This is a genomic window from Phenylobacterium sp. LjRoot219 (assembly GCF_964252995.1).
In the GTDB taxonomy this organism is placed as follows: Bacteria; Pseudomonadota; Alphaproteobacteria; order Caulobacterales; family Caulobacteraceae; genus Phenylobacterium.
In genome coordinates this window covers 2917594-2930818 of sequence record NZ_CAXUQI020000001.1, presented here as the reverse complement: position 1 = coordinate 2930818, position 13225 = coordinate 2917594, and the positions used below count along the sequence as shown (strand labels likewise).

The window sequence follows — 13225 nt, the reverse complement described above, 5'->3', positions numbered from 1 at the left end:
GGCGATCTGGAAGCCGTGCGTCGCGGCTATTCTCGCCGGTGGCTGTGCACGCCCATGTGCTCCAGCACCGCCTCGAGGAAAGGACGCTCGCCGCCGAGCGATTCCTTGATCGGATCGAACTGCTTGAAGCAGGCCATTTCCGCCAGGCCGTGGGCGGCGCACCAGACCGCGGCGATGCCCAGCTCCACCTCGTAGCCGCCCGCGTTCTGGCGCTCCTTGTCGAGCGCCTCGCGCACCCAGGCGTAAGGGCTGCCGTCGCCGGCCAGGCCGAAGAAGGGCAGGGACTCGGCGTCGCGAGCGTTGTCGAACATGACGCGATAGAGCGCCGGACGTTCGCGCGCGAAGGTGACATAGGCCAGCGCCGGGGCCAGCTGGTCGCCCGGGTTGGCCTGCGAGGCCTCGAATACGGCGGTGCTGACCAGGGCCCAGCCCTCGGCCGCGACCGCGCCCATCAGCTCGCTCTTGTCCTTGAAGTGATGGTAGGGCGCCGCCGGGCTGACGCCGGCCTCGCGGGCGACGGCGCGCAACGACATCGCCGCCGAGCCGCCCTCGCTCTCGACCAGGCGGCGGGCGGCATCCACCAGTGCGCGGCGGAGATCGCCGTGATGGTACGAGCGGGCCTCGGGCGGGTTCGACTCTGACATTGGCGGTCAAACTAGAATTCCATCTGAGCGTCGTAAAGTTGCATCTTGACGACGCTCAGATATGCCCCATCTAATCATTGTTCAGATCGAGGCCCCGCAAGGCGGGGCGGATCTCCAAAAGGTGTGTGGCCATGACCCTCGCTGCTGTCGCCAAGTTCGAACGTCTGATCGACCGTGTGGGTCCGGCGTTCTTCCTCTCCCTCGGTCTCGCGCCGTTCGGCGCCATGGCGCTGCTGGGCGTCTGAGGCGCGAACGCCTCGGCGCGGCGATGCGGCGAAGGCCCCTGCGGGGGCCTTCTTCACGTCTGGTGAAGGTGTCCCGGAAAATCGATCTGAACGCTGCATAGATATCTTGACGTCGCTCAGATTGATCCTATCTTAGCATTGTTCAAATCGAACGGGCCCCGGGATGGGACTCAGATAAGAAAGGACCGCCGTCATGACTCTCGCTGCTGTCGCCACCTTCGAGCGCGCCATCGATACCGTCGCGCCGGCCGTGTTCCTGGCTCTGGGCCTCGCTTCCGCCGTCGCCATGGCCCTGCTGGGCGCGTGACCGATGCGACGGCCCGTCGCAATCTAATCATCGTAAAGATATCTTGACGCCGCTCAGATTCGCATTATCTTAGCAACGTTCAAATAGAAAAAAGCCCGGCCCCGGCCGGGATCCAACTCAAAGGTGTGTGTCGCCATGACTCTCGCAGCTGTCGCCAACTTCGAACGTTTCCTGGATCGCTTCGCCCCGGTCGCTCTTCTGGCCCTGGGCCTCGCGTCCGCCGGCGCCATCGCCCTCGTCGGCGGTTGATCGCGCGGCCGGGGGTTCCTCCCACCCTCGGCTGTGACGTTTCCGGGGCCCCTTGCGGGGCCCCTTTCTTTTTGCGCTACGGGCCCCGCAAGGGGCCCTTTCTTTTTGGCGCCGAGCGGCCCCGCGCCATGGCTCCTGCGCTTGGACGGCCGGCCGCAAGTCATGGAGCTGTCGTCGAATCTTCCGTATAGTTAACGCCAATAGGGCGGTCCCTCGGCCGCTTGCGCGTCGCGGAAGGGGACCTCGTCTTCAGTCCACAAGCGTACGACATAGGCGTTCACCACGCCCCTCACGGACCGGATCGGCGATGCCGGCCGGGTGAGACGGGCGGGCCTTGCGGGTGTTCGAGCGCGCCGGCGGCGGGCTCAAGGCGTTGCGGAGGACCCTGCGATGCAGGTGCTTAGCAGGCCCCCCTCCGGCTGCCCCGCGCTGGTGCTGAACGCGGACTTCCGCCCTCTCAGCTACTACCCCCTGTCGCTCTGGCCGTGGCAGGAAGTGATCAAGGCGGTCTTCCTCGACCGCGTCGACGTCGTCTCCACCTACGACCAGGTGGTGCACTCCCCCTCCTTCGAAATGAAGCTGCCGAGCGTGGTGTCGCTGAAGCACTACGTGGCCCAGGACCGGCCCCCGGCGTTCACCCGCTTCAACCTCTTCCTCCGCGACGCCTTCTCCTGTCAGTACTGCTCGGCGGACAGCGACCTGACCTTCGACCATGTGATCCCCCGCTCGCGCGGCGGCCGCACCACCTGGGAGAACATCGTCACCGCCTGCGCCCGCTGCAATCTGACCAAGGGCGGCCGCACGCCGCACGAAGCCGGCATGCACCCGCATCACCGCCCGCGGCGTCCGACCGCCTTCGAGCTGCAGGACCGCGGCCGCCGGTTCCCGCCGCACCACCTGCACGAAAGCTGGCTCGACTACCTGTATTGGGACATCGAGCTGGAGGCTTAGCTGTTTCCCGACGCGCTGTCCGACGACGAGCGAGAACGCGCTGCCTGCGGGCGGGGCGCGGCTTTGAGCCGCTCGGGCCGCCATTTCCGAGGAGTGAGGCATGACGGTGATCGCCGGCTGGATGGATGGCCCGTGGATCTTGAGCAACGACCAAGCGCAAAGCGCGAAGTTCTGGATCGACGGTGATTGGATCTGGGGGCCGGTCGGCTCTGCGGACGTGAACACGCAGCATTGGATCAAAGACGGCTGGATCTACAGGGCGGGCGGCGGCCAAGCCCAGACCGGTTTCTACATCCAGGAAGGGTTTGTCTTCGGGCCGAGTGCGAAGTTGCCGTTCGCGTGAGATCGTAAAGTGGGAGGCGTAAGCCGCCTAGGCCGCCTTCGCCGCGAGATTCACTGCGGCCAGGGCGCGGTTGGCGGGCTCGGCCGCGCGGAGCGCCGCGACCAGCGCCTCCGGCGCATCGTGACGGCCTTCGGCGCGATAGCGCTGGCAGCAGGCGAGCGCCTGGTTGCGGCCGTGCGCGGCGTCGGGCGCGGGCTGGATCCCCGCCCGCTGCAGCGCCGCCGCCAGCAGGCTGAAGCGCGTGGCGGCGAGCGGCGGGGCGCTTAGCGCCGTCTCGCTCGGCGAGAACCGGTTCGCGAGCGTCAGGCCCAGCATGTAGCGCGTCGAGGCTGCGAGGTTGACGCGGCCGGCCGGATCGATGCGGAGGACCGGCAGATAGGGCGCGAGGTCCGGCAGCAGGTGGTTGGGCAGCGTCTCGCCGCCCCAGTAGCTGTCGGCGATGCGGGCATAGTGGCCGTAGTCGGCGATCGGCGAGAAGCCCGCCTCGGTGAACGGCAGGATCTCCACCTTCGGCTTGGTCGCCACGACAGTGTCGTTGGCGACGTCGACATAGAGGGCGCCGACCACCAGCGCGGTCTGGAAATAGCGTCCTCGCAGGTCGCCCCAGACCCGGCGGATCACGCCGCCGGATCGGGCGAAGGCGGCCAGCGCGGCGTAGCCGCGCGCGGCGGGCGGCGGCAACTGCGCCGGGTCGACCGTGCTGAGCCTTCGTTGCACCGCCGCGGTGATGCCCAGGCACTGGCCGCTCGGATAGGGCTTGGCGCCGCGGTGCGGGCGCTCGCGCTGCAGCACCGGGTCGATGTCGGCGCGCAGCCCCAGGAGCAGCGCCTCCAGGCTCGCCAGTTCCGGCGCCAGGAACTGTTCGGTCAGCGCCTGCTGACGTGGCGCGTCGCGGACCTCGGGCGTCTCCGCCAGCAGGGCGTCGAGCAGGACGCGCGCGGCGTCGGCGGGGGCGGGGATAAGCATGGCTACTGGCGTCGGATCGGCGATCTTGGCGTTGGTTGCGCCGCCTTAGGTTGCTTCGCCGCGTCGCGCCACGCGGCATCTGGTCCGCCGGACGGCTCCGGCAAGCTCCGTTCGGATCAAGCGTCCGCCCGCCGGGGTCTATGTACGCAGCGGCGGTGCGCGGTTTAGATGGCGGCAAGCGCGTCAAACGCGCGTTTGAATTCGAGGGAGGCGCGGATGATCGATCTGGCGCGCGGTGCGCGGGAGCTGGAGCTGGCGGAGCGCGTCCGGCGCTTCGTTCGTGAGGACGTGATCCCCTACGAGACCGACCCCCGGGTCGAGCGCCACGGGCCGAACGACGACCTGCGCCGCGAGTTGCAGGCCAAGGCGAAGGCCGCGGGGCTGCTGGGGTTTCATCTCCCTGCGGAGTTCGGCGGCCACGGGCTCAATCACCGCGAGACCGCGACCGTGTTCCGCGAGGCCGGCTATTCGCTGCTGGGCGCGACGGCGCTGAACTGCATGGCGCCTGACGAAGGCAACATGTTCCTGCTGGAGAAGGCCGGGACCCCGGCCCAGAAGGAGCGTTACCTGCGCCGCATGGCCGCCGGCGGGATCCGCTCGGCCTTCTTCATGACCGAGCCGGACGGCGGGGCCGGCTCCGATCCGTCCATGCTGGCGACGACGGCGACCCGGGACGGCGACGGCTGGGTGATCAACGGCCGCAAATGGCTGATCACCGGGGCGGACGGCGCGGGCGTCGGCCTGGTCATGGCCAAGACCGAGGGCGGCGCGACCATCTTCCTCGTGCCGCTGCCGCATCCCGGCGTCCGCACCGAGCGGGTGCTCGACACCATCGACCGCACCATGCCGGGCGGCCACGCGGTCATGACGCTGGAAAATGTGCGGGCCGGCGCGGACGACATCCTCGGCGAGCTCGATCAGGGGTTCCGCTACGCCCAGATCCGCCTGGCGCCGGCGCGGCTCACCCACTGCATGCGCTGGTGGGGCGCCGCCAAGCGGGCGCACGACATCGCCTGCGACTACGCCCGCACCCGCAAGGCCTTCGGCAAGACCCTGATCGAGCACGAGGGCGTCGGCTTCATGCTGGCCGACAACGAGATCGCGCTGCAGCAGGCCGAGCTGATGATCGACTGGTGCGCCTGGCGCCTCGACCAGGGCGTCCCGGGGACCGAGGAGTCGAGCATGACCAAGGTCGCGGTCTCCGAGGCGCTGTTCGGGATCGCCGACCGCTGCGTGCAGGTGCTGGGCGGCATGGGCATCACCGACGACACCCCGGTGCACCAGATCTTCCGCGATATCCGCGCCTTCCGCATCTACGACGGCCCGACCGAGGTGCATAAGTGGTCGCTGGCCAAGCGCATTCGCAAGCGGCCGCAGGTGTTCGGCTAGGGCGGGCCGGACGCCCTTCAGGTGTTCGGCGCGGCTGTCTGCTGCTTGATCATCTCCTCGGCGCGTCCGGCCATCGCGCGCTGGAAATCCTCGGTGGTGTTGGCCTTCGGAATCGGCGTGGCGGGCGCCTCGACGCCGAGCAGGGCGCAGAGCGGCCCCCAACCTTCGGCGAGGTCGTAGACCAGCAGCCGATCCTTGGGGATCACCTGCTGCACTGTCTCGTTGTGCCGGTTGAAGACCTCGATGCAGTGCGCCTCGTCGTGCATCCGCTGATCGAACAGCCGGCCGATGACCTTTGCGGCCATGGGCCCGAAGGGGGCGGGCTGGCCGGAGAAGTCGTGCTTGAAGATGGTCGCCTGGGTGGAGGCGAACCAGGCCTTGGGATCGCGCACCGTCAGCACGACCTTGGCCTCGGGATAGGCCTCGGCCAGCTCGCGGTAGAAGGTGGCGCTCGGCCAGTCGACGGTCGAGCCGTAGCCGGCGAAGACTTCCGCCCAGTCGACCGGCATGCGGTTGGCGGCGGCTTCCCAGTAGCCGGGCGCCTTCGGGTTCTTGAACACCTCGACCATGTGGTAGCAGGGGCCGAAGCCGAGCTGCTCCAGGGCGAGCTTGAGCGACAGGGTTCCGGTGCGGCCGAAGCCGGCGCCGATCACGGACAGGGTCATGAATCTGCTCCTCCCGAAGTGCGGAGAGCGCGACCGTACGCCCGGCGCCGGACCTTGGACTAGACCTTCTCGCTGAGCTTGATGGCGGCGCGGCAGCCCGCGCCGATCACCGCCGACAGCAGCCGGTGGCCGGGCGCTTCGCGCGCGCCTTCGGCGACCGACAGGTCGCGGTGCGCGAGCTCCTCGTCGCGGAATTTCGTCAGTTCCGCGACCAGCTCAGGCTCGGTCTCCGCAAGCTCGCTGATCTGGCCGGCGTAATGCTGTTCGATCACGTTCTCGACCGCTTCGGTGCAGGCGTGGGCGGCCTTCGGCCCGAGCAGGGCGGAGCCGGCGCCCACGGCGAAGCCGGCGAGCCGCCACAGCGGGGCGAGCGCCGTCGGCCGCACGCCGCGCTCGAGGATCAACTGGTCGAAGCGCGCCAGGTGCACGGCCTCGTGCGCCTCCATCTCGGCCAGCTGGCCGGCGATGCGCTCCTGGCCGGCGGCCGCGCCCAGCACCGCGCGTTGCCCGCGATAGATCGCCACCGCGCCGAGCTCGCCGGCGTGGTCGACGCGCAGGATCTCCGCCAGGCGGCCGGCGAGGCCGCCTTCGCCGGGGCGGGGGAGGGGCGCGTGGGACGGAGTTGCCTTCTCGCTCATCGCGCGGACCTTTCGCGCAGCGCCGCCGCCGCGCTCAGGCCGGCCAACGCCAGCGAGACCAGCACGTTCCAGCCGGCCATCGACAGGCCGAGGAAGTGCCAGAGCGCCTGGTCGCAGGCCGGCGGTTTGATCTTCGCGCCCTGCAGCAGGGCCGACATCGCGTCGGCGTCGACGGCCATCGCGCCGCCGCCGGCGCTGGCGCAGGTGGTCGGGCCGGGCCAGAACTTCCACTCGGCGCCGGCGTGATAGACCGCCACCCCGGCGCCGATCAGGAAGATCAGGCCGAGCAGCCAGCAGCTGGCCTCACGCAGCCGGCGGCCGCCGGGCGCCCGCACGATCAGCATCGCCGCCAGCGCCACGCCGCCGGCCCACCAGTAGACCTCGCGCTGGCGCAGGCACAGGGTGCAGGGCGGCAGGCCGCCGAAGGTCTCGAAGGCGTGGGCGGTCGCCAGCATGGCGGCCGCCGCGGCCAGCGCGCACAGCCGCCAGCGGTCGAGAAAGGGGCGAAGGAAGCCGCTCATCGGCGCCGATATGACCCGAAACCGCGGCTCAGCCCAAGTACTTCACGACGAAGACCACGCCGATCAGCAGCACGAAGAACAGCAGGCTGTAGAGCCCGAGCCGGCGCTCGACCTCGGCGCGGATGTGCGGACCGAAGTACTTGAGCAGCGTGGCCGAGAGGAAGAAGCGCGCGCCGCGGGTCAGCGTCGAGGTCCAGATGAAGGTCGCCAGGTCGAAGTGCGCCACGCCGGCGGTGATCGTCACCAGCTTGTAGGGGATCGGCGTCAGCCCCTTCACGAGGATGATCCAGGCGCCCCATTCGGCGAACCACTTCTGGAACTCGGCCGGCCCCTCCGGGTGGCCGAAGAACGCCAGGATGGCGTAGCCGACCGGCTCCAGCCACACGCCGATGGCGTAGCCGAGCAGCCCGCCAAGCACCGAGGCGAGGGTGCACAGGCCGGCGTAGACGTAGGCCTTCTCCGGCCGCGCCAGCACCATCGGCGCCAGCATCACGTCCGGCGGAATCGGAAAGAACGAGCTTTCGGCGAAGGAAACCGCGACCAGCGCCTTGGGCGCATGACGCGAGCCGGCCAGGTTGAAAACCCAGTCGTAGAGTTTGCGCAGCATCGACGCCCCGGAATGACTGTGTTGCGCGTTCAGCTAGCAGGCGCGGAAGGCCTTGTCTCCTGTGGCGCTATATAGTTACGATTGATACCATATTCTCTTCGAGGGAGCGCGACTGATGGGCGCCGAGACGACAATTCGCGCAGAGCCGCTGTTCGACAATCCGCTGGCCACCGACGGATTCGAGTTCGTCGAATTCACCTCGCCCGAGCCGGAGCGGCTCAAGGGCCTGTTCGAGCTGATGGGGTTCACCGCGGTCGCGCGGCACCGGTCGAAGGACGTGCTGCGCTTCCGCCAGGGCGACATCAACTTCCTGCTGAACATGGAGCCCTCCGGCCAGCCGGCGGACTTCCGGCGGGTGCATGGCCCCTCGGCCAACGCCATGGCCTTCCGGGTGCGTGATGCGGCTCTGGCCCTGAAGCTGGCGGTCGAGCGCGGCGCGACCGCGGTCAGTGGTCCGGTCGGGCCGATGGAGCTGAACATCCCGGCGATCGAGGGGATCGGCGGCTCCAACCTCTATCTCGTCGACCGCTACGGGGCGCAGGAGATCTACGACGTCGACTTCGTGGCGATCCCGGGCGCGGCCGAGCAGGCGGCCGCCAATTCGGTCGGGCTGACCTACATCGACCACCTGACCCACAACGTCTTCCGCGGGAAGATGGCGACGTGGGCGGACTTCTACGAGCGGATCTTCAACTTCCGGCAGATCCGCTACTTCGACATCGAGGGCAAGCAGACCGGTCTGTTCTCCAAGGCGATGACCAGTCCCTGCGGCAAGATCCGCATCCCGCTCAACGAGAGCCAGGACGAGCACTCGCAGATCGAGGAGTTCCTGCGCGAGTACCACGGCGAGGGGATCCAGCACGTGGCGCTGGGCACGCCGGACATCTTCCACGCGGTCGAGGCGATGCGCGCGCGCGGCGTGCGCTTCCAGGACACCCCGGACACCTACTACGAGCAGCTCGACGCCCGGGTGCCGGGCCACGGCGAGGAGATCCACCGGCTGCAGGCCGACCGGATCCTGGTCGACGGCGCGCCGACCGAGGGGCAGGGGCTGCTGCTGCAGATCTTCACCGAAAACATGATCGGCCCGATCTTCTTCGAGCTGATCCAGCGCAAGGGCAACGAGGGTTTCGGCGAGGGCAACTTCAAGGCGCTGTTCGAGTCGATCGAGCTCGACCAGGTCCGCCGCGGCGTGCTGCCGGCGAAGGAGTAGGCGTGGGGCTCGCGCCTGCGCCGAACGCCCCCTCAGTCGGCTTCGCCGACAGCTCCCCCGCACGCGGGGGAGAAGCGACCCGCTCCTCCACCGCGAAGCGGGGGAGGTGGATCGGCGCGCAGCGCCGAGACGGAGGGGGCGTTCAACTGCGCTGGCGCCCGGCGCTCACGCGGCCCATCCTCATTCTTCTGTTCCTCGTCCTGCTGAGCCTGTTCATGCCCGATCCCGCCGCCGCCGCCCAGTGGGCCCTCGTCGTGCACGGCGGCGCGGGCGCCATCGAGCGCGGCCAGCTGAAGCCGGACCAGGAGCGGGCCTATCGCGAGGCCATGGCGCGGGCGACCGAGGCCGGCGCGGCGGTGCTGCGCCGCGACGGCCGCGCGCTGGACGCGGTCGAGGTGGTGATCCGCCTGCTGGAGGACGATCCGCTGTTCAACGCCGGCCGCGGCGCGGTCTTCACCGCCGACGGCAAGAACGAGCTCGACGCGGCGATCATGGAGGGGCGCGAGATGAAGGCCGGCGCGGTGGCCGGCGTCACCCGCACGCGGCATCCGATCTCGCTGGCGCGGACGGTCATGGAGCGCTCTGCGCACGTCTTCCTGATCGGCGAGGGCGCCGACGCCTTCGCCCGCAGCCAGCGCCTCGAGCAGGTCGATCCGAGCTGGTTCTTCACCGAGCGGCGCTGGCGCTCGCTGGAAAAGGCGCTGCAGGCCGAGCGCCTGCCGATCCCGCCGCGGCCGGCCGGCGCGCCGCGCGGCCCGGACGCCGCCGCCGCGCTCGCCCACGACGAGGGCAAGCACGGCACGGTCGGCGTGGTGGCGCGCGACAGCCGCGGCGACGTCGCGGCCGGGACCTCGACCGGCGGCACGACCGCCAAACGCTGGGGCCGGGTCGGCGACAGCCCGATCATCGGCGCCGGGGCCTACGCCTCCAACCGCTCCTGCGCGGTCTCCGCCACCGGCACGGGCGAATACTTCATCCGCCTGACCGTGGCCCGCGAGGTCTGCGCCCTGGTGGAGTACAAGGGGCTGTCGCTGCAGGCCGCCGTCGACCAGGTGGTGCAGCAGCAGCTGCCCGCCATCGGCGGCGACGGCGGGGTCATCGCGGTCGCGCCCGACGGCCGGATGGCCTGGAGCTTCAACACCACGGGCATGTACCGCGCGCGGATCAGCGACGCCGAGCCGCTGGTCGTGGGCATCTTCAAGGACGATCCCTGATGGCGAAGCGCAACTGGATCCCGGTCCGCGGCGCGCAAGGCCGCCACTCCCGCCAGGCCCACGCCGACCTGCCGCCCGGAACCTATGAGCGGGAGATCTCCAAGGAGGGCTTCTTCGGCCCGGCGGCCTTCATCCACCATCCGCGGCCGCCGACCGGCTGGACGACGTTCGAGGGGCCGCTGCGTCCCCGGGCCTTCGACCTGGCCCGGCTAAACGCCGCCGAGCCGTCGCCCTGGGCGGCCGGCAAGGTGCTGTTCAACGCCGCGGTCGAGATCCGCTTCTGGAAGCTCGCCCAAGCCATGCCGGCGCTGGCGCGCAACGCCGACGGCGACCAGCTGCTGTTCGTCCACCAGGGCGCTGGCCAGCTGTTCTGCGACTACGGCCGGCTCCCTTACGAGGCCGGCGACTACCTCTACCTGCCGCGCGGGACCCTGTGGCGGCTGGAGCCGGCCGAGCCGACCGCCATCCTGATGATCGAGGCGACCAACAGCCACTTCGGCCTGCCGGACCGCGGCCTGCTCGGCGGCCACGCCCTGTTCGACCCGGCGATGCTGCAGACGCCCGAGCTGGACGCGGCGTTCGAGGCCCAGGCGGCGCGGCCGGGCGAGGTCGCCGTCGAGATTAAGAAGCGCGGCCAGGTCTCGGTGGTGACCTATCCCTACAATCCGCTCGACGCGGTCGGCTGGCACGGCGACCTGGCGCCGGTGCGGCTCAACGTGCGCGACCTGCGGCCGGTCGCCAGCCACCGCTACCACCTGCCGCCCAGCGTCCACACCACCTTCGTCAGCGACCGGTTCGTCGTCTGCACCTTCGCGCCGCGGCCGTTCGAGACCGATCCCGGCGCGCTGAAGGTGCCGTTCTTCCACAACAACGACGACTATGACGAGGTGCTGTTCTACCACGCCGGCGACTTCTTCAGCCGCGACCACATCGAGGCCGGCATGATGACCTTCCATCCGTCCGGCTTCACCCACGGGCCGCACCCGAAGGCGCTGAAGAACATGCTCGTCCAGGCCAAGCCCGCGACCGACGAGTACGCCGTGATGGTCGACGCCCGCGACCCGCTGGAGGTCGGCGAGGCCGCCGGCGCGGTCGAAAACCCCGCCTATGTCGACAGCTGGAAGAGCCATGACCCAGGTTGAAGATCTCTCCGCCGCCGCCGAGGACGAACTCGAGCGCGCCTGCACCCTGGGCTGGCGCGACCTCGCCGGCCACATGCCCTGGGGCGACACCTTCGAGGGCTTCACCCCGGCCGGCCGCGCGGTCTGCTTCGAGCGCAGCTACCTGTGGGAAGGCGAGCCCGGCGGCGAGATCCGCGTCGAGGTCGTCGTCTATCCGCCCGACGCCTACGAGTCCGGCGTGCGGCTCGCCCGCACCATCGGGCCGGCGGAGTGAACATGAACCGCGGAGGCCGCGCCCGCCGCACCCACCAACAGCAGGGATTGGAAACCGCATGAAGCTTGCGTCTCTGAAGGATGGCCGCGACGGACGGCTGGTGGTCGTCTCCGACGACTTGGCCTGGTACGCGCCGGCCGACGCCATCGCGCCGACGCTGCAGGCGGCGCTGGACGACTGGGAGCGCTGCGAACCGCATCTGCGGGCGCTGGCCGAGACGCTCGAGCACGGCGGCGTGCCGCGCGAGCGGTTCCACGAGCATGAGGCCGCCAGCCCCCTGCCGCGCGCCTATCAGTGGGCGGACGGCTCGGCCTATGTGAACCACGTGGCGCTGGTGCGGCAGGCGCGCGGGGCGGAGATGCCGGAGAGCTTCTGGACCGATCCGCTGATGTACCAGGGCGGCTCCGACGGCTTCCTCGGGCCACGGGATGCGATCCCGTTGTCAGATCCGTCCTGGGGGCTGGACCTCGAGGCGGAAGTCGCGGTGATCACCGGCGACGTGCCGCAGGGCGCGAGCCCCGAGGCGGCGCTGGCCGCGGTTCGCCTGGTGATGCTGTGCAACGACGTGTCGCTGCGCAACCTGATCCCGGGCGAGATCGCCAAGGGGTTCGGCTTCTTCCAGGCGAAGCCGGCTTCGGCCTTTTCCCCAGTGGCGGTGACGCCGGACTCGCTGCAAGGGTGGCGTGCCGGGAAGCTGCATGGGTCACTGGAGGTTGAGTTGAACGGAGAGCCGCTCGGGCGAGCCGACGCCGGCGTCGACATGACCTTCGATTTCGGACAGCTGGTGGCGCACGCCGCGCGCACCCGCAGCCTCGCGGCGGGCTCGATCATCGGTTCGGGCACGGTGTCCAACCGCGGCCCGGATGGCGGACCGGGGCAGCCGGTCGCCGCTGGCGGGGTCGGCTACTCCTGTCTGGCGGAGTTGCGCACCGTCGAGACCCTGGCCGACGGCCAGGCCCGGACGCCGTTCCTCAAGGCCGGCGACGTGGTGCGGATCGAGATGCGCGACGGGCGCCGGCACACGATCTTCGGGGCGATTGAGCAGCAGGTGGAGGCGACATGAGCGCGGACGACGGCGAGCCCGGCCTCAAGCTCGACGCTTATCTGCCGTACCGGCTGTCGGTGGCGTCGAACGCCGTCTCCGGCCTGATCGCGCGCGCCTACCAGGACCGTTTCGGCCTGACGATTCCGCAGTGGCGGCTGATGTGCGTGCTGGCCGACGAGGGCGCCATGACCCAAGGCCAGATCGTCACCCGCACCTTCATGGACAAGGTCACCGTCAGCCGCGCCGCCCAGGGGCTGGCCGGCCGGCGGCTGATCGCCCGCTCGGAGCATCACGCCGACGGGCGCTCGCACGTGCTGTCGCTCACCGCCGAGGGCCGGCGGCTGTTCGGCGAGATCGCGCCCTTGGCGCTGGCCTACGAGGCGGCGCTGATCTCCGGCCTGGCGCCGGAAGAGGTCAGCCTGTTGCGCCGCCTGCTCGGCCGGCTGCAGACCGCCGCCACGGCGCTCGCCGGCGAAGGCGAGCCTCCACCGATCGGCTGACCCGGCCGGCTGGTGGCCCGCGGCCTAGTGGAGGGTGCGCACGCTCCAGCGGTGCGAGCCTTCGCCGAACGGCAGGTGGAAGCCGTAGGCGGCCCGCCGGCGCTCGTCGCGCCAGTTCCCCTCGAAGCACTGGATCAGCGCCGAGTGCAGGTCTTGGGGGATCTGATGGACGTCGTGGCCCAGCGAACGGGCCACTTGCTCGATCACCAGCCCGCGGTGCGCTTCGCCGCCGAGGGCTAGGAGTACCTCGCGGACACGCTTGGCGAGATTGGGTCGCGCCGGCTTCTTGCCGGTGTGCGTGTCGGAGGCGATTTCCAGGTGCTTTGACATGGC

At 70.1% G+C, this 13225-nt stretch carries 16 protein-coding genes; 9 read left to right on the top strand and 7 right to left on the bottom strand.

The features are described from left to right. Positions 1-26: 26 nt before the first annotated feature. Positions 27-644 (bottom strand): TetR/AcrR family transcriptional regulator, encoded by a 618-nt coding sequence (locus tag ACSQ14_RS14370; RefSeq protein WP_436013898.1) that lies wholly within the window; start codon positions 642-644, stop codon positions 27-29. Positions 645-1835: 1191 nt separating this feature from the next. Here ACSQ14_RS14370 and ACSQ14_RS14365 point away from each other — a divergent pair. Both ACSQ14_RS14365 and ACSQ14_RS14360 read left to right on the top strand, forming a co-directional pair. Further along, the gene (locus tag ACSQ14_RS14365) at positions 1836-2396 is read left to right on the top strand and encodes an HNH endonuclease (protein ID WP_436013896.1); all 561 of its coding nucleotides are present in this window, start codon (positions 1836-1838) and stop codon (positions 2394-2396) included. A gap of 100 nt (positions 2397-2496) precedes the next feature. Next, positions 2497-2739, top strand: coding sequence for a hypothetical protein (locus tag ACSQ14_RS14360; protein ID WP_436013894.1), 243 nt, complete (start codon positions 2497-2499; stop codon positions 2737-2739). A 27-nt stretch (positions 2740-2766) separates the two neighbouring features. Here the strand turns inward: ACSQ14_RS14360 and ACSQ14_RS14355 are convergent, their stop codons facing one another. Continuing rightward, a complete protein-coding gene (locus tag ACSQ14_RS14355; RefSeq protein WP_436013892.1) occupies positions 2767-3705 on the bottom strand; it encodes a hypothetical protein in 939 nt (312 codons plus the stop codon). 216 nt (positions 3706-3921) lie between these two features. On the opposite strand from ACSQ14_RS14355, the gene ACSQ14_RS14350 reads away from it, so the two are divergent. Next, positions 3922-5094 (top strand): acyl-CoA dehydrogenase family protein, encoded by a 1173-nt coding sequence (locus tag ACSQ14_RS14350; RefSeq protein ID WP_436013890.1) that lies wholly within the window; start codon positions 3922-3924, stop codon positions 5092-5094. Positions 5095-5111: 17 nt separating this feature from the next. Here the strand turns inward: ACSQ14_RS14350 and ACSQ14_RS14345 are convergent, their stop codons facing one another. The 4 genes from ACSQ14_RS14345 to ACSQ14_RS14330 are packed head-to-tail and all read right to left on the bottom strand — an operon-like array spanning position 5112 to position 7525. Next, entirely contained in the window at positions 5112-5759 is a 648-nt protein-coding gene (locus tag ACSQ14_RS14345) for a sulfotransferase family protein (protein ID WP_436013888.1), read from the bottom strand. Between the two features lie 59 nt (positions 5760-5818). Next, a complete protein-coding gene (locus ACSQ14_RS14340) occupies positions 5819-6397 on the bottom strand; it encodes a demethoxyubiquinone hydroxylase family protein (RefSeq protein ID WP_436013886.1) in 579 nt (192 codons plus the stop codon). Further along, positions 6394-6918 (bottom strand): disulfide bond formation protein B, encoded by a 525-nt coding sequence (locus tag ACSQ14_RS14335; protein WP_436013884.1) that lies wholly within the window; start codon positions 6916-6918, stop codon positions 6394-6396. Before ACSQ14_RS14335 ends, ACSQ14_RS14340 begins: the two co-directional genes overlap by 4 nt. A 28-nt stretch (positions 6919-6946) precedes the next feature. Further along, the gene (locus ACSQ14_RS14330; RefSeq protein WP_436013882.1) at positions 6947-7525 is read right to left on the bottom strand and encodes a YqaA family protein; all 579 of its coding nucleotides are present in this window, start codon (positions 7523-7525) and stop codon (positions 6947-6949) included. A gap of 115 nt (positions 7526-7640) precedes the next feature. On the opposite strand from ACSQ14_RS14330, the gene hppD reads away from it, so the two are divergent. The 6 genes from hppD to ACSQ14_RS14300 all read left to right on the top strand — a co-directional run bounded on the left by hppD (position 7641) and on the right by ACSQ14_RS14300 (position 12892). Further along, positions 7641-8738 (top strand): 4-hydroxyphenylpyruvate dioxygenase, encoded by a 1098-nt coding sequence (gene hppD / locus ACSQ14_RS14325; protein ID WP_436013880.1) that lies wholly within the window; start codon positions 7641-7643, stop codon positions 8736-8738. Between the two features lie 215 nt (positions 8739-8953). Beyond that, the gene (locus ACSQ14_RS14320) at positions 8954-9952 is read left to right on the top strand and encodes an isoaspartyl peptidase/L-asparaginase family protein (protein ID WP_436013878.1); all 999 of its coding nucleotides are present in this window, start codon (positions 8954-8956) and stop codon (positions 9950-9952) included. Next, positions 9952-11094: a homogentisate 1,2-dioxygenase gene (locus tag ACSQ14_RS14315; protein WP_436013876.1), complete on the top strand. Its 1143-nt coding sequence runs from the start codon at positions 9952-9954 to the stop codon at positions 11092-11094. Before ACSQ14_RS14320 ends, ACSQ14_RS14315 begins: the two co-directional genes overlap by 1 nt. Further along, complete coding sequence (locus ACSQ14_RS14310) at positions 11081-11347, top strand: hypothetical protein (protein ID WP_436013874.1); 267 nt, start codon at positions 11081-11083, stop codon at positions 11345-11347. The genes ACSQ14_RS14315 and ACSQ14_RS14310 overlap by 14 nt, the downstream gene beginning before the upstream one ends. A gap of 58 nt (positions 11348-11405) precedes the next feature. Further along, positions 11406-12410: a fumarylacetoacetate hydrolase family protein gene (locus tag ACSQ14_RS14305; protein ID WP_436013872.1), complete on the top strand. Its 1005-nt coding sequence runs from the start codon at positions 11406-11408 to the stop codon at positions 12408-12410. Further along, positions 12407-12892 carry a MarR family winged helix-turn-helix transcriptional regulator gene (locus ACSQ14_RS14300; protein ID WP_436013870.1) on the top strand — a complete coding sequence of 162 codons (486 nt, stop codon included), beginning with the start codon at positions 12407-12409 and terminating at the stop codon, positions 12890-12892. The genes ACSQ14_RS14305 and ACSQ14_RS14300 overlap by 4 nt, the downstream gene beginning before the upstream one ends. A 24-nt stretch (positions 12893-12916) precedes the next feature. On the opposite strand, the gene ACSQ14_RS14295 is transcribed toward ACSQ14_RS14300, so the two are convergent. Then, positions 12917-13222 (bottom strand): hypothetical protein, encoded by a 306-nt coding sequence (locus ACSQ14_RS14295; protein ID WP_436013868.1) that lies wholly within the window; start codon positions 13220-13222, stop codon positions 12917-12919. Positions 13223-13225: the final 3 nt, after the last annotated feature.